Source organism: Planococcus sp. APC 3906 (assembly GCF_030407685.1).
Taxonomy (GTDB): domain Bacteria; phylum Bacillota; class Bacilli; order Bacillales_A; family Planococcaceae; genus Planococcus; species Planococcus koreensis.
Genome location: NZ_JASDCW010000012.1, coordinates 60555 through 82832, shown reverse-complemented (window position 1 = coordinate 82832; position 22278 = coordinate 60555). Strand labels below are relative to the sequence as shown.

23 protein-coding genes are annotated in these 22278 nt (G+C 46.2%); 19 read left to right on the top strand and 4 right to left on the bottom strand.

What is annotated here, in order from left to right; genetic code table 11:
- Positions 1 to 85: 85 nt before the first annotated feature.
- On the bottom strand, positions 86 to 721 hold the full coding sequence (locus QMA09_RS08980) for a YigZ family protein (protein ID WP_290212837.1): 636 nt from the start codon (positions 719 to 721) through the stop codon (positions 86 to 88).
- 159 nt (positions 722 to 880) lie between these two features.
- Here QMA09_RS08980 and QMA09_RS08975 point away from each other — a divergent pair, with 159 nt between their 5' ends.
- From QMA09_RS08975 to QMA09_RS08945, 7 genes are all read left to right on the top strand, one after another.
- Positions 881 to 2026 (top strand): sensor histidine kinase, encoded by a 1146-nt coding sequence (locus QMA09_RS08975; RefSeq protein WP_290212836.1) that lies wholly within the window; start codon positions 881 to 883, stop codon positions 2024 to 2026.
- 26 nt (positions 2027 to 2052) lie between these two features.
- The gene (locus QMA09_RS08970; protein WP_135502285.1) at positions 2053 to 2727 is read left to right on the top strand and encodes a response regulator; all 675 of its coding nucleotides are present in this window, start codon (positions 2053 to 2055) and stop codon (positions 2725 to 2727) included.
- 114 nt (positions 2728 to 2841) lie between these two features.
- Complete coding sequence (locus tag QMA09_RS08965) at positions 2842 to 3405, top strand: DUF4440 domain-containing protein (protein ID WP_135502287.1); 564 nt, start codon at positions 2842 to 2844, stop codon at positions 3403 to 3405.
- A 198-nt stretch (positions 3406 to 3603) separates the two neighbouring features.
- A complete protein-coding gene (locus QMA09_RS08960; protein ID WP_135502289.1) occupies positions 3604 to 4440 on the top strand; it encodes a DegV family protein in 837 nt (278 codons plus the stop codon).
- A 38-nt stretch (positions 4441 to 4478) separates the two neighbouring features.
- A complete protein-coding gene (locus QMA09_RS08955) occupies positions 4479 to 5807 on the top strand; it encodes an ATP-dependent helicase ComFA (RefSeq protein WP_290212835.1) in 1329 nt (442 codons plus the stop codon).
- Between the two features lie 110 nt (positions 5808 to 5917).
- Positions 5918 to 6463: a ComF family protein gene (locus QMA09_RS08950; protein ID WP_290212834.1), complete on the top strand. Its 546-nt coding sequence runs from the start codon at positions 5918 to 5920 to the stop codon at positions 6461 to 6463.
- Positions 6464 to 6479: 16 nt separating this feature from the next.
- Positions 6480 to 6818: a PilZ domain-containing protein gene (locus tag QMA09_RS08945; protein ID WP_290212833.1), complete on the top strand. Its 339-nt coding sequence runs from the start codon at positions 6480 to 6482 to the stop codon at positions 6816 to 6818.
- A 440-nt stretch (positions 6819 to 7258) separates the two neighbouring features.
- Here the strand turns inward: QMA09_RS08945 and QMA09_RS08940 are convergent, their stop codons facing one another.
- Positions 7259 to 7966 (bottom strand): SDR family NAD(P)-dependent oxidoreductase, encoded by a 708-nt coding sequence (locus tag QMA09_RS08940; protein WP_290212832.1) that lies wholly within the window; start codon positions 7964 to 7966, stop codon positions 7259 to 7261.
- Positions 7967 to 8094: 128 nt separating this feature from the next.
- Here QMA09_RS08940 and hpf point away from each other — a divergent pair, with 128 nt between their 5' ends.
- From hpf to QMA09_RS08880, 12 genes are all read left to right on the top strand, one after another.
- Positions 8095 to 8658: a ribosome hibernation-promoting factor, HPF/YfiA family gene (gene hpf, locus QMA09_RS08935; protein WP_135502299.1), complete on the top strand. Its 564-nt coding sequence runs from the start codon at positions 8095 to 8097 to the stop codon at positions 8656 to 8658.
- A gap of 257 nt (positions 8659 to 8915) precedes the next feature.
- On the top strand, positions 8916 to 11435 hold the full coding sequence (gene secA / locus QMA09_RS08930; RefSeq protein WP_290212831.1) for a preprotein translocase subunit SecA: 2520 nt from the start codon (positions 8916 to 8918) through the stop codon (positions 11433 to 11435).
- Positions 11436 to 11497: 62 nt separating this feature from the next.
- Positions 11498 to 12599, top strand: a protein-coding gene (prfB, locus tag QMA09_RS08925; protein ID WP_183736421.1) for a peptide chain release factor 2 whose coding sequence is annotated in 2 segments (ribosomal slippage) — positions 11498 to 11569 and positions 11571 to 12599 — 1101 coding nt in all. Because the reading frame shifts where the segments join, the coding sequence is not laid out codon by codon here.
- A gap of 493 nt (positions 12600 to 13092) precedes the next feature.
- The gene (locus QMA09_RS08920) at positions 13093 to 13965 is read left to right on the top strand and encodes a YitT family protein (RefSeq protein WP_135502302.1); all 873 of its coding nucleotides are present in this window, start codon (positions 13093 to 13095) and stop codon (positions 13963 to 13965) included.
- 50 nt (positions 13966 to 14015) lie between these two features.
- The gene (cccB, locus tag QMA09_RS08915) at positions 14016 to 14351 is read left to right on the top strand and encodes a cytochrome c551 (protein ID WP_135502304.1); all 336 of its coding nucleotides are present in this window, start codon (positions 14016 to 14018) and stop codon (positions 14349 to 14351) included.
- 276 nt (positions 14352 to 14627) lie between these two features.
- Positions 14628 to 15314: a cell division ATP-binding protein FtsE gene (gene ftsE, locus QMA09_RS08910; protein WP_135502307.1), complete on the top strand. Its 687-nt coding sequence runs from the start codon at positions 14628 to 14630 to the stop codon at positions 15312 to 15314.
- Positions 15304 to 16188 carry a permease-like cell division protein FtsX gene (gene ftsX, locus QMA09_RS08905; RefSeq protein ID WP_135502309.1) on the top strand — a complete coding sequence of 295 codons (885 nt, stop codon included), beginning with the start codon at positions 15304 to 15306 and terminating at the stop codon, positions 16186 to 16188. The genes ftsE and ftsX overlap by 11 nt, the downstream gene beginning before the upstream one ends.
- 83 nt (positions 16189 to 16271) lie before the next feature.
- A complete protein-coding gene (locus tag QMA09_RS08900) occupies positions 16272 to 17747 on the top strand; it encodes a murein hydrolase activator EnvC family protein (protein WP_135502311.1) in 1476 nt (491 codons plus the stop codon).
- A 118-nt stretch (positions 17748 to 17865) separates the two neighbouring features.
- On the top strand, positions 17866 to 18444 hold the full coding sequence (locus QMA09_RS08895; RefSeq protein ID WP_290212830.1) for a peroxiredoxin family protein: 579 nt from the start codon (positions 17866 to 17868) through the stop codon (positions 18442 to 18444).
- An 11-nt stretch (positions 18445 to 18455) separates the two neighbouring features.
- Complete coding sequence (locus tag QMA09_RS08890; RefSeq protein ID WP_290212829.1) at positions 18456 to 19565, top strand: trans-sulfuration enzyme family protein; 1110 nt, start codon at positions 18456 to 18458, stop codon at positions 19563 to 19565.
- Between the two features lie 84 nt (positions 19566 to 19649).
- On the top strand, positions 19650 to 20801 hold the full coding sequence (locus QMA09_RS08885) for a PDZ domain-containing protein (RefSeq protein ID WP_290212848.1): 1152 nt from the start codon (positions 19650 to 19652) through the stop codon (positions 20799 to 20801).
- 12 nt (positions 20802 to 20813) lie between these two features.
- Positions 20814 to 21071 carry a CsbA family protein gene (locus QMA09_RS08880; protein ID WP_135502317.1) on the top strand — a complete coding sequence of 86 codons (258 nt, stop codon included), beginning with the start codon at positions 20814 to 20816 and terminating at the stop codon, positions 21069 to 21071.
- A 10-nt stretch (positions 21072 to 21081) separates the two neighbouring features.
- Here QMA09_RS08880 and QMA09_RS08875 read toward each other — a convergent pair whose 3' ends face one another.
- Both QMA09_RS08875 and QMA09_RS08870 read right to left on the bottom strand, forming a co-directional pair.
- The gene (locus QMA09_RS08875) at positions 21082 to 21393 is read right to left on the bottom strand and encodes an AzlD domain-containing protein (protein ID WP_135502319.1); all 312 of its coding nucleotides are present in this window, start codon (positions 21391 to 21393) and stop codon (positions 21082 to 21084) included.
- The gene (locus tag QMA09_RS08870) at positions 21393 to 22085 is read right to left on the bottom strand and encodes an AzlC family ABC transporter permease (RefSeq protein WP_290212828.1); all 693 of its coding nucleotides are present in this window, start codon (positions 22083 to 22085) and stop codon (positions 21393 to 21395) included. Before QMA09_RS08870 ends, QMA09_RS08875 begins: the two co-directional genes overlap by 1 nt.
- Positions 22086 to 22278 lie beyond the last annotated feature (193 nt).

Sequence of the window (22278 nt, the reverse complement as noted above, 5' to 3'; positions counted from 1 at the left end):
TTTTAAATCAGCATTGTATGCAAAGTGGCATACATAGATTCTATCTATTATATACTGAGTTAAATGATACGTAAATGATAATTGATTAAATGGCATTAAACTCCAAAAATTTATTTTCCAAAGCCCTGATGTCGGCTTGGCCATTGGTCAATTCGTTAATCCATGTGATGAAATCGTCTTCTTTTTCAACTGGAACGAAGATGTGCAAATCCACTCCTTCAGCGTATACGATGTCATCCAATGGATATTCGGATTGGCGTATCTCATTTTCGATTTTGCCAAGCCATGTATAGTCAATCGAGACGTTCATCCGGTAATGCAGCCGCCGTTCTACAACTCCTGCGGCCGAAATTGCTTCGCTGGCTGTTTTTCCATAAGCGCGAATCAATCCGCCTCCGCCAAGCTTAATGCCTCCGAAATAACGGGTGACAACAATTACTGTGTCTTTTAACCCTTGTTTTTTTATCACTTCCAGGATTGGGACGCCGGCCGTTCCGCTAGGTTCACCATCGTCATTCGCTTTTTGGATAATATTATGTTCACCGATTATATAGGCTGAACAATTGTGATTGGCGCCGCGATGCTTGGCCTTAATGGAATCAATAAAATCGATTGCTTCTTTTTCGGTTTCAGCACGTGCTGCATAGCCGATAAAACGGGATTTTTGTATAATGATTTCGCATGATTTCATTTCGCCGATAGTTTTGTAATTTTCTCGCATTTTAACGCCTCCTGGTGTAAAATGTAATCAGATAATATGTAATGTGTTTTTAATATGGATTTGCTTATAAAGTGATATACTAGTTTAAGTCGTAACAGGCATAAAGGTATACAGATTTTACCCCTATATACAGTTCAGTATAGCTAAGGCGGTTTTTAAATGGCTAAAAAATACGATGTGAAAGCACTGGATTCCATTTTCGGCGATGTCCTGGATAGAATGGAAAGTTCGAAGCAGGATATTTTCGTCATCAGTGAACAAAGTCGCCAAAGTTATGAAGATATGAAAAATGAGCTCGAAGATGTCCGGTCGAACATCACACGGATTGTAAAGGCCGGCGACCTTTTGGAAGGCAAGACACGCGCGGCGCGAAGGCGTCTAGCAGAAGTCTCGAAGTTTTTTGATACACTTTCAGAAAACCAGGTCAGCCAAGCGTATGAACAGGCAAATAGGCTGCAAGTGCAATTGGCGGAAAACCGGGCTGAAGAAAAACAGTATCGCCAAAAACGGGACCGGCTGCAGCGCCGCCTGCAATCACTGCTTCAGACGATTGAACGCGCCGAGCATCTTGCCAACCGGCTGAACGTGACGATAAGCTATTTGACTTCCGATTACGAAGACGTTGGTGAAGCGATTGATAAAGCCAAGCTAAAGCAAGATTATAGCCTGCGCATTATTGAAGCGCAAGAAGAAGAACGAAAACGGCTTTCGCGGGAAATCCATGACGGCCCCGCCCAGATGATGGCGAATGTGCTGCTCCGCTCGGACCTGATCGAACGGACTTACCGGGAAAAAGGGCCGGAACTGGCTTTCCAGGAGATTAAATCATTAAAAGAAATGGTACGCGATGCGCTCACTGAAGTGAGAAGAATCATTTACGATTTGCGACCCATGGCCTTGGATGATCTGGGGCTTGTACCGACATTAAAGAAATATCTTGAAACTACAGAAGATTACAACAAGGGTACCAAACTTTACTTTCAGTCGAACGGCAATGAAGTGCGGCTTCCCAGTAATTACGAAACTGCCATTTTCAGGCTGGTTCAAGAAGCCATCACCAATGCAGTAAGGCACGGCAAAGCTTCTCAGATAGAAGTGAAAGTGGAATGGCTGAAAAACCATGTAACGCTGATCGTAAAAGACAATGGAGCTGGATTTGACCAAAGCATTGTGAAAAACCAATCATTTGGTCTGTTGGGCATGAAAGAGCGCATTGAATTGGTGAACGGTGAGTTTTTCATCAATTCCTCGCCTGGCAACGGCACGGTATTGATGTTCCAGATTCCATTGGAGACTGAAAGTTAAGAGACGGTATTGAGGAGGACAACATAATGACGAAGATTATTATTATTGACGACCATCAATTGTTCCGCGAAGGAGTTAAACGCATTCTGGATTTTGAAGACTCGTTTGAAGTCGTCGCTGAAGGCGGAGACGGAACAGAAGTACTTAAATTATACGAAGAATACCAGCCGGATGTCGTGTTGATGGATATCAACATGCCACAGAAAAATGGTGTAGAAGCAACGGGCGAATTGATCGAGAACTTCCCGGATGCGAAAGTCATTATGCTGTCGATTCACGATGATGAGTCCTATGTGACACATGCCCTTAAAACAGGTGCACTTGGCTATATGCTGAAAGAAATGGACGCAGAAGCGATTATCCAGGCCATTAAAGTAGTGGCTAAAGGCGGATCGTACCTGCATCCGAAAGTCACACGCAATTTAGTGATGGAATTCCGGCGTTTAAGCGAACGCGAAAACAAAGGCTCTTTCCATCAAACTGAAATTCGCCGTCCGTATCATTTGCTGACAAAACGTGAAAGCGAAGTGCTCCAGCTTTTGACAGATGGCCAAAGCAACCGTGTAATCGGTGAAACTTTGTTCATTTCTGAAAAAACGGTAAAAAACCATGTTTCCAGCATTCTCCAAAAAATGCAAGTGAATGACCGTACACAAGCGGTTGTCACAGCAATTAAAAATGGCTGGGTTGAAGTACGTTAAAAATGTTTAAAAGCCTGCTGAAAATGCAGGCTTTTTTCTATGGCGTTTAGACACAGTTTCTTCATTGTATTTGATGGCGAGCTATGGCAAAATTGACGGCAGGAGGAATGCGTGATGAAAAAATATCTAGTAGCTGCAGGACTCATCCTTGTTTTGGCAGGGTGTTCAGGTGAAGAAGAAGCGGCTGAAAACGGCAATACTTCAGAAGATGGCAATGCTTCTGCGGAAAATAACGCTGTCGGGCATGGCATTGAAGACGGCGGAGAAGTCGGTTTTACACTGGACGATGAAGGCAATGTGCAGCAGGCAGAAGTACCAGCTGAAGAAGAAAAAGCGATTTTAGCTTCTTATAAAGAATATATCGAAGCATTCAATGCAGAAGATACGGAGCGGTATATGGCAGTGATTTCCGAAAATCCGGAAGGCTTTGACCGGGATGAAGACAAGAAGGCTTTGGAAGAAGCATTTGCTGCATACGATACGGCCTATACGACTTCTGATGAAACGATTGTGAAGTATGAAGCGGGCCGCGCTGAAGTATACGCAACAATCGATGTAGAGATGAAAGATCCGAATTCCGATAAAAGCACCGGGCAGACAGGCAGACAGGTAGTGGTCTTCAAGAAAGAAGAAGGAAACTGGCTTGTCAGTGCGCTCCACTTTATCGGCAGCCAATAAATTTGGCACAGAACGGATAGAAGGAAGCTAAGGCGATGCCCCAAGCTGCGGATGAACTAGAAGGAGACAGGATATGGCGGAACTTGCGCCACATCCTGTCTTTATTGTTTTCATCTCCAATTGCTTGGGATTACGGCTGCTTATTTATGTATTTTTATAACGTTATTTTTGTTAAACTGGCAATGGAGGCTGATAGAATTGAAAACAGCGATTGTAACCGACAGTACCGCTTATCTACCGGAGCATGTCCGGAAAGCGAAAAATATCGAAATGATTCCGCTGCAAGTGACTTTTAACCAAGAGTCTTATGCAGAAGAAGAGGAATTGCATGTTGATGATTTTTATAAAAAAGTGAGCAGCACATTGCCCAAAACATCCCAGCCGCCATTAGGTGAATTTGTCAATTTGTACAATAAACTGGCTGAAAATCATGATGAGATTATTTCCATTCACTTATCAAGCGGCATCAGTGGAACTTTCAATGGTTCTGTTCAGGCAAATGATCTTGTAGAAGGGGCAGCTGTCTATTCGTTCGATTCAGAAATTTCATGTGCGATGCAAGGGTTTTATGCAGTCAAGGCTGCAGAAATGGCCAATTCCGGAGAAAATGCCGCGACTATCATCGCGGAGTTGAATGAAATGAAAAAGTCGATGCGCGCCTATTTCATGGTCGAAGACCTGATGCATCTGAGCCGGGGCGGCCGCCTGTCGAATGCACAAGCAATTGTGGGCGGTATGCTGCAAATCAAGCCGCTGCTCCATTTTAAAGAAAAAGTGATTGTTCCTTTTGAGAAAATCCGCACCCGCAAGAAAGCGATGAAGCGGATCGGTGACTTGTTAAAAGACGATGTAAGAGCTGGCGGCCAAATTCAGGCGACAGTAATCCATGCCAACCGTCCTGAAGAAGCTGAAAAATGGATGGAACAATTAAAACTGGAATGCCCCGAAGTGGAATTCGGTATTTCTTATTTCGGGCCGGTCATCGGAACGCATTTAGGAGAAGGCGCAATGGGCTTGGGCTGGGTTAGAAAATAACCAGCCAAAGCCACTTATAATATGGAAGGAAGATGCGGATGAATGAATTGGAAGCATTTTTCACGGGAAGAATATGGCTGAAAGATTTCACCCCTTTCCCAGAAGAACAAATCGAACGCGCCATTGCCAAAGGCGATTTGCTCGTAATCAAAGGCATCACAGCAGACGGCCAATGCTCCCGCTGCCTGGAAAAATCCCCTCATAAAATCCTATCTTATAATTGTGCGAAATGCGGCAGCGTCTGTTTTTATTGCCGGCATTGCATTCAAATGGGGCGCATCAGTTCCTGTACGGAATTGATCTCCTGGGCGTCCCCATCCCCTAAACTTCATCTGAACCATTCATTCAATTGGAGCGGCACCCTGACTGCTGCCCAAAAAACTGCTTCGACAGAAGTAGCTGAAAGCTTGGCAAGAAAAGAAAATCATCTGGTCTATGCGGTCTGTGGAGCGGGAAAAACGGAATTGCTCTTCCAGCCGATATTCGATGCGCTCCAAAAAGGGCTCCGCATCTGCATCGCGGCACCGCGCACGGACGTTGTTCTGGAGCTGTCGCCGAGAATCCGTGCGGTGTTCCCGTCAACGACCGTCCATACATTGTATGGCGGTGCCCCAATAGAAAAAGGTTTCGCGGATATCGTCATTTCGACGACACATCAATTGTACAGATTCGAAAAGGCGTTCGATGTCATGATTGTCGACGAAGCGGATGCGTTTCCTTATTCTTTTGACGAGGCCTTGGAGCGGGCTGTATTGAAAGCAGCAATACCGGATTCGCCGATTGTATTTGTATCAGCGACACCTTCTGATAAATTATTGAAAGCAACAGCAAACCGCTCCGAAATCTTCAGGCGTTTCCACGGCCATGATCTGCCAGTACCGAAATTCAAGCCGCTTTGGAGGTATAAGAAAAAACTGGAGCGCAACGCCATTCCTCGAAAGCTTGTCGTGTGGGTCGAGGAACGCATCGCGAAACAAGAGCCATTTCTGCTGTTTTTGCCGACGATCGAATTGATTGAGCACAGTATTCCGCTCTTCAAAAAATTGGATGTCCGCATTGAAGCGGTGCATTCCAAAGATTTTCAGCGCAAGGAAAAAGTTATGGCCTTGCGTAATGGAGACATCCCCGGACTGTTAACGTCGACCATATTGGAACGTGGCATCACCATACCGAATGTGCAAGTAGCGGTAGTCGGGGCGGACGATGAGCTTTTTAATGCTTCCGCTTTGATTCAGATTGCTGGGAGGGCTGGGCGTTCAATTTCTTATCCGGCGGGCGATATAAGCTTTTTCCACGATGGTATTTCCCGGGAAATGGACAAAGCGAAATCGATGATAAGCTTTTACAACAGGAGGGGAATGCGCTGAATTGTTATTTATGCGACCAGAAAATGAGGCATGAGCCAACTTGGCGAAGCCTGTTCTTTCGTGATTTTTCCGAAACAGCCTGTCCCTCGTGCAAAGCCGAATTCTGCAGGGTGCCAAAAGAATGCTGCAAAATATGCGGACTTTCAGCGGATGGAATATGCCGGGACTGCAGCGAATGGGAAAAGACGGAATTTGCGGGTCTGGTGCATTCCGGCAAAAGCTTGTATGCGTATAACGACGCGATGAAAACTTATTTGCATCAATATAAATTTCTGCAGGACGTCGTTCTTTCGGAAGTCTTTTCAGGTGAGATCAACGAAGCTCTCTGCAAAGTTGATGCCCTACTGGTGCCGATACCGATGAATACAGAAAAGCTGAAACAAAGGACTTTTTCACAAGTGGATGAACTGCTGGCGTCTGCGGGGTTGCCATTTACACATCTCTTGTCAAAAACAGCTCAAGTACAAGGTAAAAAGAGCCGCCAGGAACGCTTGGAAAGCACGAAGTTGTTCGAGTGGAACGGCAAGCCGATTCCGGATAAAATCATATTAATCGATGATTTGTATGCAACCGGCACGACAATGCGCCATGCTGCAAAAGAATTGAAAATGGCGGGAGCCGGTGAAATTAAGCTGTTTACCTTGATCCGCGCATAAGCAGGGGAGGGCAATCATGGTTTTCGACAGAACGGAAAGTTTCAGGCATGCCTTTGGCAAGCCACCAGAAATCCGCTTGAAATTCAAGTCTGGGCTGGAAAATGCCGTATTCGGATTGCTGCTGGATATCTCTCCATCTGGAGCACGGATATTTGTAGACGATGAACTTCCTGCCCATGCCGATTCCTTGAACATTTCATTCGCCATAACGAATGAAACAATCAGCGCGGATTGCCTGGTCGTATGGAAGAAAGAAGCGGCTGGCGGGTGGATTTACGGCCTCCACTTAACGCGGGACGCTGTGCGTGAAATGTTCATCGCGGATGAAGTGAAAGCTTTGAAAGAAAAGAAATAGGCCTGCTGGCACGGCAGGCCTATTTCTTTTCTCAGACTGTAGACAAAATCTAATCAAAATGGATAACTGTGAATACCCCAACCGTTCTGGCCACTTCGCTTTTCGTGGGCTCAGCTTCAGTCTCCTCGTCACTAACGTTTCTGCGGGGTCTTCAGCCTTCGCTGTCCCACAGGAGTCTTCGTGGCCAGATCGGTTATTAGCATGTAGCTCTCATTAAAGAGAGTAACCAACTCATCTACTTTTTCATAAGAAATCTCTCAAGGATTCGGAGCGCAATGCGGCGACTCCTGCGGAAGAACGGAGTGATGAGACCCCGCAGGAGCTTGCGACGAGGAGGCTCAGCGCTTCGTCCGCGGAAAGCGTCCGCATGGAGCGCAGTATCCGGTATACCTAAGATGAAATGACTTTTTATTCTTTAAATAATATAAATAATTCTTTTCTTAATGTTCGTAAATCATTTTACGGGTCATGCCGCCATCGATCTTCAAGCATTCGCCGGTGATAAAGTCGTTCTTCGGATCGCATAGGAACAGGCATGCACGTGCAATATCATCAACTTTTCCAACGCGGCCGCTCCAATGCTGCTGGTGGTCTATGGAACGCAAATCTTTTTCATCTCCGGTATGGATCCATCCCGGAGCGATAGAGTTGACCCGGATACTGTTTTCGCTAAGCGTGGCGGCCAATGAATGGGTCAACGCGTAAATTCCGCCTTTAGAGGCCGAATACGTTTCAGTATTGGGTTCGGACATGAAAGCTCGTGTTGAAGTCATATTGACGATGGAACGGATATCGTCGGTCATGAACCTTGCAGCTTCACGGCTGCAGATGAACACGCTTTTAAGGTTAGTGTCCAGAACTCTGTCCCATTCTTTTTCATCCACTTCCCATATGGATTTGAATTCGGATATGCCTGCATTATTAATGAGAATGTGTATAGCGCCATGGTCTTTGTTAATAGAGGCGAATGTCTCAATCACTTCGTTGAAGTTGCCGACATTGCAGCGCCGGAATTCCACCCCGTCGATTTTCACTTCTTCAATATCCAATGCAATGACTGTAGCGTGCTGTGCTGCAAAATGCTCTGCGATGCTCTTTCCGATGCCTTGTGCAGCACCGGTGACAACAATAATTTTGTTTTTTAGCATAATTTTCATCTCCTTATTAATTTATTTACCTAATCTTTACGAACTTGAAACTTTTCACGTTTTAAGCAGGAATGTTAAGGGAAGTTATAGAAATAATACTGTGTAAGCTAATAGAAGGAGGAGTTAACATGCTACTATTTAACATTCGAGGCGACAACTTTGAGGTAACTCCAGCAATTCGCGAACATATTGAAAAGAAAGTTGAAAAAATCGAACGTTATTTCCCTGAAGGAACTGATGCTACGGTTATGGTTAACTTAAAAACGATTAATAACAGCCAGACTCAAGCGGAAGTTACAGTGCCAATGAAGAACCTGGTGCTCCGCGGGGAAGAACGCCATGAAGATTTATACGCAGCTATCGATTTGATCGTTGCCAAATTGGAACGCCAAATCAGAAAATATAAAACACGCATCAACCGCAAATTCCGTGACCGCGAAAGCCTTGGCACAGCGTTTGCATCAATTGAAAACGAAACGAGAGTCCTCGATTCTCTAGAAGAGGAAGAAGAGGATCTGACAATTGTGCGCACGAAGCAATTTGATTTGAAACCGATGGATGAAGAAGAAGCGGTTCTGCAGATGAATATGCTTGGCCATAATTTCTTTGTCTTCACCGATGCAGAATCAAACGGCACAAATATCGTTTACAAACGAAAAGATGGAACATACGGCTTGATCGAAACAAGCTGAGTCAGATGAAAAGCCTCTCCTAGCGAGAGGCTTTTTTCTATGGTGATTATGCTTAACAAGCCTATAAATGGACTCTTGTTTATTTGCACAGGGTTCTTTGCAGTGTTAAAATGAGTCATGAGAATTTTTGTCATGGATTACTAAGAAAAGGCGCACCGGCAATAGCATTATTGTGCCTGCAGATTATTACACAATAGCAAAAGCGTTTTGGCATCTCATTAAGGGACAGCCAGACACTATACAGGGAGCGGTTATATATGCTTGGAGTATTGAATAAAGTATTCGATCCGAACAAACGGGACTTGAAAAGATTAGAAAAGACAGCGGATTCGGTTGAAGCATTGGCAGCAGATTATGCTGCTTTATCCGACGACGCGTTAAAAGCGAAAACGGATGAGTTTGTGGCGCGCCATGCAAAAGGCGAAACATTGGATGATTTGCTGCCTGAGGCATTCGCGACAGTCCGCGAAGCATCAAAGCGTGTTCTTGGCATGTATCCTTTCCGCGTTCAGATCATGGGGGCAGTGTCCCTTCACGAAGGGAATATCTCCGAGATGAAGACCGGGGAAGGTAAAACTTTGACATCGACACTTGCCGTCTATTTGAATGCACTTGCTAAAAAAGGCGTTCACGTTGTAACCGTCAACGAATATTTGGCAAGCCGCGATGCGATCGAAATGGGCCGTTTATATGAATGGCTCGGATTGACAGTCGGCATGAATTTGAACAGCTTGACGAAAGATGAAAAAAGAGCAGCCTATGCGGCGGATGTCACGTACAGCACGAATAATGAGCTTGGATTTGATTATCTGCGCGATAACATGGTGCTTTATAAAACTGATATGGTTCAGCGTCCGCTGAATTACGCAGTCATCGATGAAGTCGATTCAATTCTGATTGATGAAGCACGGACTCCATTGATCATTTCAGGCCAAGCAGCAAAAGCGGCCCAGCTTTATATGCAGGCAAATGCGTTTGCACGCCTTCTAATGAAAGACACGGATTACACGTTTGATGAAACAACAAAAGGCGTCGTGTTGACGGAGGAAGGCATCGAGAAAATCGAAAAAGCTTTCAGCATCGATAATTTATTCGACATGAAGCATGTGCGCTTGAACCATGCAGTGAACCAATCGCTGAAAGCGCAAGTGACGATGCATAACGACGTCGATTATGTAGTGCAGGACGGCGAAGTGGTCATCGTTGACCAATTTACAGGACGCTTGATGAAAGGCCGCCGCTATTCTGATGGCCTGCACCAGGCAATTGAGGCAAAAGAAGGCCTTGAAGTCCAAAACGAGTCAATGACGATGGCAACGATCACGTTCCAGAACTTTTTCCGTATGTATTCGAAATTGTCCGGGATGACCGGTACAGCGAAAACAGAGGAAGAGGAATTCCGCAATATCTACAATATGAACGTCATTACGATTCCGACCAATAAACCGATCATCCGTGATGACCGGGTCGATTTGATCTATGCAACAATCGCTGGGAAATACAAAGCGGTTGCAGAAGATATCGCTGAGCGCCATAAAAATGGCCAGCCGGTGCTTGTCGGTACGGTAGCTATTGAAACCTCAGAAATCATTTCAGCTTACCTGAAAAAAGAAGGCATCAAGCATTCTGTCTTGAACGCTAAAAACCACGCTTCCGAAGCGGAAATCATTTTGAATGCCGGCCAAAAAGGCGCAGTGACAATTGCGACGAACATGGCAGGCCGTGGTACGGATATCAAGCTTGGAGAAGGCGTCATCGAAGCGGGCGGCCTTGCGGTGCTCGGTACAGAGCGCCATGAATCCCGCCGCATCGATAACCAGCTGCGCGGACGTTCAGGCCGCCAAGGAGATCCGGGTGTAACGCAATTCTATCTTTCATTGGAAGATGATTTGATGCGCCGTTTCGGCTCTGATGCAATGCGTTCGATGATGGGCAAATTGGGAATGGATGATTCACAGCCGCTTCAGTCGAAGATGGTGACGCGTTCTGTGGAATCCGCCCAGAAACGGGTAGAAGGCAATAACTTTGACGCACGGAAACGTTTGCTGCAATACGACGATGTTTTGCGCCAGCAGCGTGAAGTTATCTATAAAGAACGGATGGAAGTTCTTGAAACCGGCAATATGCGTTCGCTAGTGGAAAAAATGATCGATGGTTCAATCGAACGCATGGTCTATGCCCACACAGTTGACGAAAAACCGGAAAACTGGAACCTGAAAGCGATGTCTGAATTGATCGGTGCGAATCTGCTGCCGGAACACACCATTACATTGGCTGACCTTGAAGGCAAGAACCAGCAGGAATTGATCGAATTCATCACGGCGGCTGTCAATAAACGCTACGATGAAAAAGAAGAGGAATTGACGCCGGACCGCATGCGCGAATTCGAAAAAGTCGTCCTTCTCCGTTCAATCGATACGAAGTGGATCGACCACATCGATGCGATGGACCAGCTTCGCCAAGGGATTCACCTTCGTGCGTATGCACAGAATGACCCGCTTCGTGAATATCAGCAAGAAGGATTTGCGATGTTCGAGGAAATGGTACAGGCAATCGAAGAAGATGTGGCAAAATACGCCATGAAGGCTGAAATCCGCAGCAACTTGGAACGTGAAGAAGTTGCGAAAGGCCAAGCGGTTAATCCGAAAGAGGATGGGCCAGCGGCAGTTAAAAGAAAAGAACCCGCACGCAAGGATGTTTTAGTAGGGCGCAATGACCCTTGCCCTTGCGGCAGCGGCAAGAAATATAAGAATTGCCACGGTACGACAACAGCATAATAAGCAAGCCATGCCGAAGAGCGAATGCTCTTCGGTGTTATTTTGAGGAGGAACTTATAATGATAGAATTAGCAAGCATCCGCAATGAACTCGACAAATCCGCCAGCAAATTGGCCGACTTTAGGGGGTCACTTTGACTTAGAGAACAAAGAAGCCCGCATTCAGGAACTGGACGAAATGATGTTGGACCCGAATTTTTGGAACGACCAGGATTCAGCGCAAGTGGTCATTTCAGAAGCGAACGGTTTAAAGGAAATCGTCAATACCTACCATAACTTTGTCGAAACCCAGGAAAACCTGGAAATGACATTGGAATTGTTGCGTGAAGAAGAAGATGAAGAATTGCATGACGAACTGGCTTCTGAAATGAAAGCTTTCATTTCAGAACTGGCCGATTACGAACTGACGATGCTGCTCAGCGAGCCTTATGATAAAAACAATGCGATTTTGGAATTGCATCCAGGCGCAGGCGGCACCGAGTCCCAGGATTGGTGTTCAATGCTGCTTCGCATGTATACGCGTTGGGCTGAAAAGCGCGGCTTCAAAGTAGAAACATTGGATTACCTGGCTGGAGACGAAGCGGGTGTGAAATCGGTCACGCTCAGCATCAAAGGCCACAATGCTTACGGCTACTTGAAAGCTGAAAAAGGCGTGCACCGCCTCGTCCGCATTTCACCTTTCGATTCTTCGGGACGCCGCCACACATCGTTCGTATCATGTGAAGTGATGCCGGAATTTACCGGTGAAATCGAAATTGATATCCGTACGGAAGATCTGAAGATTGATACGTACCGCGCAAGCGGCGCAGGCGGCCAGCACATCAACACGACAGATTCCGCTGTCCGCATCACTCACCTTCCAACCAATTCGGTTGTGACGTGCCAACAGGAACGCTCACAGATTAAAAACCGCGAGAAAGCGATGCAGATGCTGAAAGCGAAATTGTATGCTCTTAAGATACAGGAGCAGGAAGAGCAATTGCTTGAAATCCGTGGAGAACAAAAGGAAATCGGCTGGGGAAGCCAGATCCGTTCTTACGTATTCCACCCCTATTCAATGGTCAAAGACCATCGCACGAATTACGAAACCGGCAATCTCCAGGCTGTCATGGATGGCGATATTGACGGCTTCATCAACTCATTGCTGCGTTCAAAAATGCAATAAGCCAAAGCCCGGAAGCGGAAAACGCTTCCGGGCTTTTCAGACTGTCGAGAAACTTAAATGGTTGTTTTGCATTTCGCTTCAGACGGACGCTTTCCGCGGGGCGAGCGCCGAGCCGCTTCGTCGCTTTGCTCCTGCAGGGTCTCGTCTGTCTCGCTAATCCCGCAGGAGTCGCCGCCTTCCGCTTCATTCAAAGGTATTTCTTAATATAGAAAATCATTTCGTTTACCGAAAAAGACGAAAGATATGCTTTCTGCAATGTCTATAGGTTCTCCAGATATGGAGCAAAATAGTTCCGACTCCCAAGGGAGCAGTGAAGCGATGCAGGAGCATATGTTTTAGCGGGGCTGTTTTGCGGAATATCGACTAGCTTATACGTTCCATAATGAGATAGATGGCATCCTGCTTTATCTTGATGAAGTTCACAAGCGGCGGTTCCTTTGGTATACTCTGACAGGGTTAACGAGCATATAAAGGAAAGAGGATTCAAACCATCATGATGAAAAACAAACAACGCAACCGCAAAGATCCGCATCCGCTGCTGCGGATCTTTGGTGAATATTTCAGTATCATCGTCGGCTCCGCAATTGTGGCAATTTCGTTTAATGTATTTTTGCTGCCGAATGAAGTGGCTTCAGGCGGTGTGAGCGGCATCAGTACAATTTTAAAAGGCCTCTTCGACTGGAAGCCGGCTTTCGTTCAATGGGCGTTCAATATTCCGTTGTTCATTGCCGGCGTAATTTTGCTTGGGCGTAATTTCGGTGCCAAAACGGCAGTGGGAACGGTATTCCTGCCGTTTGTGGTCTTTTTGACAGAAGCCTGGGAACCGTGGACGCTGAATCCGCTGCTTGGTGCTTTGTTCGGAGGGATTCTTGTCGGGCTTGGGCTTGGCATCGTCTTCCGCGGCAATGCATCAACTGGAGGAACCGATTTGGCTGCGCAGATTATCACGAAGTATACCGGTTTCACGTTAGGCACCAGTGTAGCGCTCATAGACGGACTGATTGTGCTAGCAGCTGCGCTTGTCTTTGATATTGAAAAAGGCTTATATGCTTTGGTCGGTTTATATGTGACGACGAAAACGATCGACTTGGTGCAAGTCGGCTTCGGCAGATCGAAACTTGTTTATATTATCACCAACAAACAAGTCGAAATGCGCGATGCCATCTATGAAGAAATTGACCGGGGCGTCACAAAGCTGACAGCAACAGGCGGCTATACAGAAGCGGAAAAGCCAATCCTTCTTGTGGTTGTCCATCAGACGGAGTTCACCCGGCTGAAAAAAGTGGTGAAAGATGTCGACCCTGGCGCATTTGTCATAGTTTCTGATGCGGCGGAAGTGCTAGGAGAGGGTTTCAAAAGAGCTTAGTATTGGTATATACTGTATTAGATAGATACTATAGCGAGGAGGAACATTGAATGAAAAAGCAATTGATGGCTTTATTATTCGGTTCTGCATTGGTTCTTGGAGCATGCGGAGGCGGAGAAGATACTGCTGAACCGCCTGCAGACTCAGGAGACGGAGACACGGCAGCTGTGGATGCTGAACAAGTTGTTCAGCAAAACTGTATTTCCTGCCATGGTGAAAATCTCGAAGGGCAAGGGAACTTCCCGCCGTTGAATGATGTCGGTGCCCGGTTATCAGAAGAAGAGATTTTAGGTGTCATTGAAAATGGCCGCGGGGCAATGCCTGCGGGAATCATTGAAGGCGAAGAAGCGACAGCTGTAGCGAAATGGCTGTCCGAGAAGAAATAAACCGGCCAAATGGCCGGTTTTTCTTTTTGCACAAGAATGATAATAATTTGCGGATAGAACATTTATGTGTTAAATTAAACGACGTTCTCCACAGCTGGATATGGCCCAATCAGCTATTACTTTATTCCTCTATAATGTTGGATGTATATCAACAAACCCATTTGATACAGAACTGTAATAAAAAAAAAGGTTTAGGATGTTATAATGATTCTGCCGGAATTTTTCAGTCAGATAAACTCAGCTTAGGGAAACTTAATTCATATAGGTGGTTATTAAATGATTCAAATGAAGAATGTTTATAAAAAATATCCGAATGGCATTGTAGCGCTCAACGGACTGAATGTTGAAATCGACCAAGGCGAATTCGTTTATGTAGTAGGGCCCAGCGGTGCTGGGAAATCGACTTTCATCAAAATGATGTATCGTGAAGAACGCCCGACTTCAGGGCAAATGTTCGTAGATGGCATTGATCTTGCTACATTGAAGAATAAAAAAGTGCCAATGCTGCGCCGCCAAATGGGCGTCGTATTCCAAGATTTTAAACTTTTGCCAAGGTTGAATGTTTACGAAAATGTTGCATTCGCATTGGAAGTTATCGAAGAATCACCTTCTAGAATCCGCGAACGCGTCTTAGACGTGCTGGATATGGTTGGATTGAAGCATAAAGCTCGCATGTTCCCGACGGAATTGTCCGGCGGCGAGGCACAGCGGGTATCGATTGCACGCTCGATCGTCAATAAACCGAAAGTAGTTATTGCCGATGAGCCTACAGGAAACCTGGATCCTGAAACTGCTTGGGATATCATGAACCTGTTCGAAAAGATCAACGCCACAGGCACGACGATTTTAATGGCGACTCATAACAAGGAAATCGTCAACACCATTCGCCATCGCGTAATTGCCATAGAAGGCGGACTGATTGTCCGTGACGTAGACGGAGGTGATTACGGTTATGAAAGCTAGAACATTATGGCGCCATTTCCGTGAAAGCCTGAAAAGCCTAGGACGCAATGGCTGGATGACGTTTGCATCTGTCAGTGCTGTAACAGTGACCTTGCTGCTTGTTGGAGTTTTCGTCTTAATCATGATGAACTTGAACAAAGTTGCAGACGATTTGGAAAACGATGTTGAAATGAAGGTCTTTGTCTCATTGGAGACGGACGAAGCTCGAAAGCAGAGCATCGAAGAAACGATAGTCGACATACCCGAAGTGGAATCAGCAGTCTATTCCACTAAAGAAGAAGAATTAGCTGATCTTGTTCTTGATTTCGGAAATGAGCTGGATTTATTCCAGCAAAATAATCCATTGTTCGACGTTTTTTATGTTAAAGCTTCAAATCCTCAACAAACTGGAAATGTGGCAGCAGAAATTGCTGAAATTGAGAACATAGAAAAAGTCGAGTATGGCAAAGGCAAAATTGAGAAGTTATTCAATTTCCTGAATGCCGGAAGAAATGTCGGTTTGGTGTTAATACTGGCACTGCTCTTCACAGCAATGTTCTTGATTTCCAATACGATCCGCATCACGATCGTGGCACGTCGCCGGGAAATTGAGATTATGAAACTTGTAGGGGCGACCAACTGGTTTGTCCGTGTGCCATTCATACTGGAAGGCATGTGGCTTGGCTTGCTGGGATCGATCATACCAATCGGCCTGGTAGCAGCGCTCTACTATAATACGCTCGAATTCATACAGCCGAAATTGAGCGGGGAATTATTCCAGTTGCTTGACTTTACACCGTTCATCTACCAAGTGGGCGGCTTGATCCTATTGATGGGCGTCTTTATCGGCGTCTGGGGCAGTTTCATGTCAATCCGGAAATTCCTTCGCGTATAACATACAACTTAGAGATAGAGATGACAGCAAGATAAGAGAGAGAAGAAAAAAGAGAGAACGTCATCCGAAAGGGGAACACGAACTTGGGCTCGAAGTCGAAATGGGTGTTGGCCAGTTTATCATCCGTATTAGCGTTGTCGGTATTGATGCCGACCGCTAATGCGGATAAATTAACTGAGCTGGAACAAAAACAGCAACAAGCAGAACAGCAGCAAAATCAATTGAATTCAGGCATCTCTGAAAAAACTGGTGAAATGAAGAAAAATGAGACGACGTTAGAAAGAATCATGTCTCAGATTAAGAAACTGGAAGCTAAAATCGGTGAAACCGAAGCGAAGATTTCCAGCGTAGAAGGCGACATAGAAAAAACAGTAACTGAAATAAATGAGTTAAAATCATCAATCAAGGAATTGGAGCGCAAGATTTCCGATAGAACGGAATTGCTTCAAGAGAGAGCCCGCGCTATTCAGTTGAGCGGCGGTTCTGTTGATTACATAGACGTATTGCTCGGAGCGAACAGCTTTATCGATTTCATCGACCGTTTTTCAGCCGTCAACACGTTGATTGATGCAGATCGGGAAATCATGAAAGAACAAGCACAGGATAAAAAAATGCTTGCAGAACAAAAAGCGCAAGTCGAAACGAAATTGGCACAGCAGGAACAGCGCCGCGCTGAACTTGAATCATTGAAAGGCTCACTCAGCGGACAGAAAGCTGAGCAAGCCGGATTGCAAAAAGAATTGCAAGCAGAACAAAAACGTTTGGCAAGCGAGAAAGCCGACTTGGTTGATCAGCGCGAAGAATCGATTGAAGTTTCGAAAGAACTTGAAAACCAGATTATCGCAGAACAGGAACGTTTGGCTGAATTAGCCAGAAAAGCGGAAGAAGAGCGCCAGCGCAAATTAGCTGCTGAGCGTGCTGCGGCAGCGAAAGCGGCAGCAGAAAAGGCAGCGGCTGAACAAGCAGCGGCCCAGCTTGCGGCAGCACAACAGGCAGCGGCAGAAAAGGCAGCAGCGGAAAAAGCAGCTGCAGCTAAAAAAGCGAGTGCTAAATCTGAGCCGGCACCAAGCGCTCCAGCGGCACCAGCTGCAGCGCCAACGCCTGCTCCTGCGCCAACACCTGTTGTATCTTATTCAGCACCGATCAGTGCAGACTTTATCCGTCCCACTTCTGGACGCTTCACATCTGATTTCGGATGGCGCGATATTGGCGCTGGCCAGGAATTCCACCAAGGTGTGGATATTGCAAATAGTGTTGGAACGAATGTCGTTTCAGCAGCGCACGGTTTCGTGTCTTATGCAGGTTCAATGGGCGGATACGGCAATGTTGTCATCGTTACTCACTCAATTAACGGACAAACACACGCTACAGTTTATGCACACTTAAACTCAATTGGCGTTTCTGTTGGCCAATCAGTTTCTCAAGGGCAAAGTGTAGGGCAAATGGGCAATACGGGACGTTCATTCGGTTCGCATCTCCATTTTGAAATTCACGTCGGTCCTTGGAACGGTGCACGATCCAATGCAGTCGATCCTGAAAGATTCGTTTCGTTAAGATAAGAAAGGCCGGCATCGACAGCGATGCCGGTTTTTATTTTAGTCACAAATCAATGTCTGGCATAGTGGATTTCAGCCCTTGGTTTATCGTATGATGAAAGTTAGGCGAGGTGAAAAAGCAATGTCGAAAAAACTGATCGGCTTGACACTGGTTGCGGTATTGATCGGGGTAGCGATTGCCGGAGTGGTAAAAGACAATATTGAAAAAACCACGGAATTCGACAATATCGCACTTGGCAGCGACGTTGATTTTTTGGCAACTGAGCAAGGGCTGGCAAAAGGTGAAATGGCTCCCGATTTCGAATTGACGACGTTGGACGGCGAAAGGGTCAAGCTGTCCGATTACAAAGGAAAAAAAGTGATTTTGAATTTCTGGGCTACTTGGTGTCCGCCATGCCGGGCCGAAATGCCTCATATGCAGGCATATTATGAAGAGCAGGCAGCTTCAGATAATGTGGAAATTTTAGCAGTGAACTTAACAAAAGAAGATCATGGATTGGAAAAAATCAAGACATTTAAAGAAGAGTATGGATTGTCATTCCCGATTCCGATGGATGAAAAGGGAGAAATTGGCTCGTTGTATCAGGCTGTGACAATACCGACTTCCTATATACTGGATACACAAGGTCGCGTCCAAACGAAGTTTGTGGGGCCGATGGACCAAGCTACAATTGAAAACATCATATCGACTATGGATTAGGGGGATAAAAGATGAACTCGATTAACACGAAATCAGTGCATACCGCATCTATGAAAGAACGCACCATCCAACCGAAAGTGATGCCGCTTTACCAAACTTCAGCATTTGCTTTTTCTTCATTAGAAGAATTGGAAGGCTATTATGAAGGGAATGGCACCTATCTTTATTCCCGGACAGCCAATCCGAATACCGACGCGCTTGGCCAAACGGTTGCGGATCTAGAAGAAGCGCCACGCGGAGTTGCGGCATCTTCTGGCATGTCAGCGATACTTGCTGGGATTCTCGCTGTCGCTGGTTCAGGCGACCATATCCTTGCAGCTGAAGATGTATATGGCGGCACGTTCCATTTACTGAAGGAAGAATTGGTGCACCTGGGCATGACTGTCCATTTTGCTGATTTCACCGACCTTAGCCAAGTTGAACAAATTCTGATCGACTACCCGGAAGTGAAACTGATTTTCAGTGAATCCATTACTAATCCATTTCTAAGAGTTGAAGATCTTGCGGTACTTGAACAATTGAAGAAGCATTACGGTGTGAAGCTGATGATCGACAATACGTTCGCAACCCCGTATACGATTCAGCCTTATGCTCTAGGCGCAGATCTTGTTGCGCATAGTGCTACTAAATATCTTGGAGGCCATAGCGATGTGACGGCAGGCGTGCTTGTTGGTGACGCCGACTTGATTCGGGTGGCTGAGAGCCGCATCGTTAACCTGGGAATGAATCTAAGCCCATTTGAAGCATGGCTGACGATCCGAGGCATCAAGACGCTAGCGGTTCGAATGAAGGCACAGACAGAAAATGCGGCTGCAATTGCAGCGTTTCTTGAAGGTAAAGCGCAAGTCTGGTATCCGGGAATGGGCGCGATTGTTACATTCGCATTGCCTGAATCAATAGATGTTTCCAAATTCTTTTCATCACTGGGCTGGATCAAAATTGTTCCTACCTTGGCTGGAGTGGAAACGACGGTTTCTTACCCGTTCGGCACTTCCCATCGGGCGCTGTCCCTCGAAGAAAAAGAGAAAATTGGCGTTACGCGCCAAGTAATCCGTTTATCAGCTGGAATTGAAGGCGCCGAAGATATTTTAACGCAGCTGGGCGCGGCGTTTGTAAACTGAAAAAGAAGTGCAGTGAGCGCTGTTTCTTTGGTACAATGGGAAGAAATGCAAGTGGCTGTGAATAGGAAGGTGTAAAAAGTGATAATGGATGCGTTGCTGGACATAGGAAGATTTTTTATAAACCCTGTTTTTTACATAGCTTTGTTGGCAGCTGTGCTGCTCGGCTACTTCCGAGTCAAGAAAGAGCGGAAAATGTTTCGGACACGCATAATTTGGGGCTGGCGGGAATTTGCCGGGCTTGTGAAAGACGGATTGCTGTTCGCGCTTGTCTTTTCAGTGCTTTTTGCCGGCATCGGTTTAGTAGTGCCGATTGAATGGCTGATCGCTTTGAGTGCCGTGGCTATTTTACTCATGGTGGCAAGTGTTTATCAGCTAGGCTCTTTCATTTATTTGGCATTGGCTGCTGTCTTCATCGGATGGTTATTCCGAACCAACGAATGGAATGTGGATCTTGGAATAATTAGTTATAGCGGCTACGCGGTCAATTGGGACTGGCTTGTGCCAGTCGCATTGATTTCTGGGGCTATGGTGGTGGCCGAGGGCTTGCTGATCCGCAAGCACGGAGCGGAAGCCGCCTCGCCAAGGCTTGAAACCTCTTCCAGAGGGCTGGCAGCAGCAGCTTATACGGCAAAACGCCTATGGCTGCTGCCAGTGCTGCTGGTTGTGCCGGGCGATCTTATCGAATCATACGCGCCGTACTGGCCGCAATTGCCAATCGGGCAAAGCATGTTTTCGTTCATCCTGTTTCCAATGGTTTTCGGTTTTCAAAGCCGTGCAAGAAAAACGATGCCGATTTATTTATATCCGGCAATCGGGAATCTGGTCTGGAAACTTGGTGCGGCAATTATCTTGCTGTCCCTTGGAGCCGTGTTATGGGAGCCGCTTGCTTTCATCGCACTGATTGCCGGTGCAGCTGCGCGACTTGCGATTGCTGTGAATTTTGAGTTGAAAGAACGCCAAGGCAATAATGCAGTGGCACCGCAAGCTCTTGGAGTGATGATTATCGACGTGCTGCCGGATTCGCCGGCACATAAGATGGGCTTGATGCGCGGAGAAGTGATCCGAAAAGTCAATGGCTTATCGGTATCAAACGAAATGGAATTATATGAAGCGATCCAAGTGAATGCTGCCCATTGCCGGCTTGAAGTGCTTGACCACAGCCGGGAAGTAAGGCTGCGCCAACACGTTATTTTCCGGCATGACCACCATCGCTTGGGGCTCATCGTCGTTAAATAAGGAGCTAATAAAATGGAATCAATGCTTACAAAGTTTTTATTGTCCCTGCTGATCCCTGGCCTCCTGGTTGTGCTCTTTACAAGGGTCACTTTCAATCACATTGTGGGGCTGATTTTAACGGTTGCATTGATTGCAGCTGCAGTTTATGCAGGATACACCAATACGTGGTTTTTATATGCCGTAAACGCTGCTTCCCTGACATCGGGGTTCTGGTATGCTTCCCGGATGTATCACCGCACGAAAAAAGCCGAAACTCATGAAGATGAGTGACGGCTTTTTTTTAGGAGAAAAACAGACTATAGGCAGCTAGGACAGAAATGGAACCCAGCACGACCAGCATGACGTTGGCGCCAGTCAAAGCGATGCCGAAAGCGGCAGCCGCTCCGATGGCCCCGAACCAGATATTATTCTCCTGGATAAACAAGATCGCCGGAAAAATCAAAGCACCCAATACGGCGTAAGGAATATTACGCAGAATTCGCTGAATGGCGTCCGGCAGTTCGCGGCCTTCCAAAAATGTCAGAGGAATAGCACGCGGCAAGTAAGTTACAAGTGCCATGCCTAAAATCATCCACCAGAACCAATCGCTCATTATGTTTTCACACCTTTCGAAGAAATGATTTCAATGATGACCGCGGAAGCGAGTGTGGAAAACAGGATTGCCCAGCCTGTGGATAGCCACCCGGTGAAGTAGAAGACGGAGTTGATGATTCCGGCAATTGCCGCCAGGCTGAATACTTTGCGGTTTCCTCGCATTGAAGGAACTAAAAGGCCGACGAACATAGCATAGAGCGCAATCGACATGGCAGCTTGCAGAAATTGGGGCAGATTGGCTCCGATCAAATGGCCAATAGCGGTGAATACGACCCAGCTGCCGTATGAGATGGCAATGACTCCTGCTGCAAATGATGTGCGTACTTTGTTGTCTTCCTGGATAGCTAAAACTGCAAACGATTCATCTGTAATTCCGAAGGCGTACAACGCTTTTTTCCAGACAGCCGCAGGTTCCATCTTTTCATTCAACGCTGCTGTCATCAGAAAGTGGCGGATATTGACGACGAACGTGTTCAGGACGATCAGGATTGGTGCGACACCTGCGGTGATAAGGGTCAGCGAAATATATTGAGCTGCTCCCGCGAAGACGAAAATGCTCATGGCCGTCGCTTCGATTAATGACAATCCTGTGGTCTTTGCCAGCAGCCCGAATGTCAGGGCTACCGGGAAATAGCCAATTGCAATGCTGGTGCCGGCTTTCAGCCCAGCTATAAAACCGCGTTCCGTCATGTGGCAAACTCCTTATGTAAAGTATTTCTCTTTTCCAAATGAGGGAAAAGAGTGTAAAGTAATCAATATAGTCTATCATAAGATAATTCGGCTTAAGAAGTATAGTGCAAAAATAGCGGCCAAAGTCTGCGAGTTCCTTTGATTTAATCGGATCCGCTGCTTATTGGTCACATACATGAAATCTATAACAGAG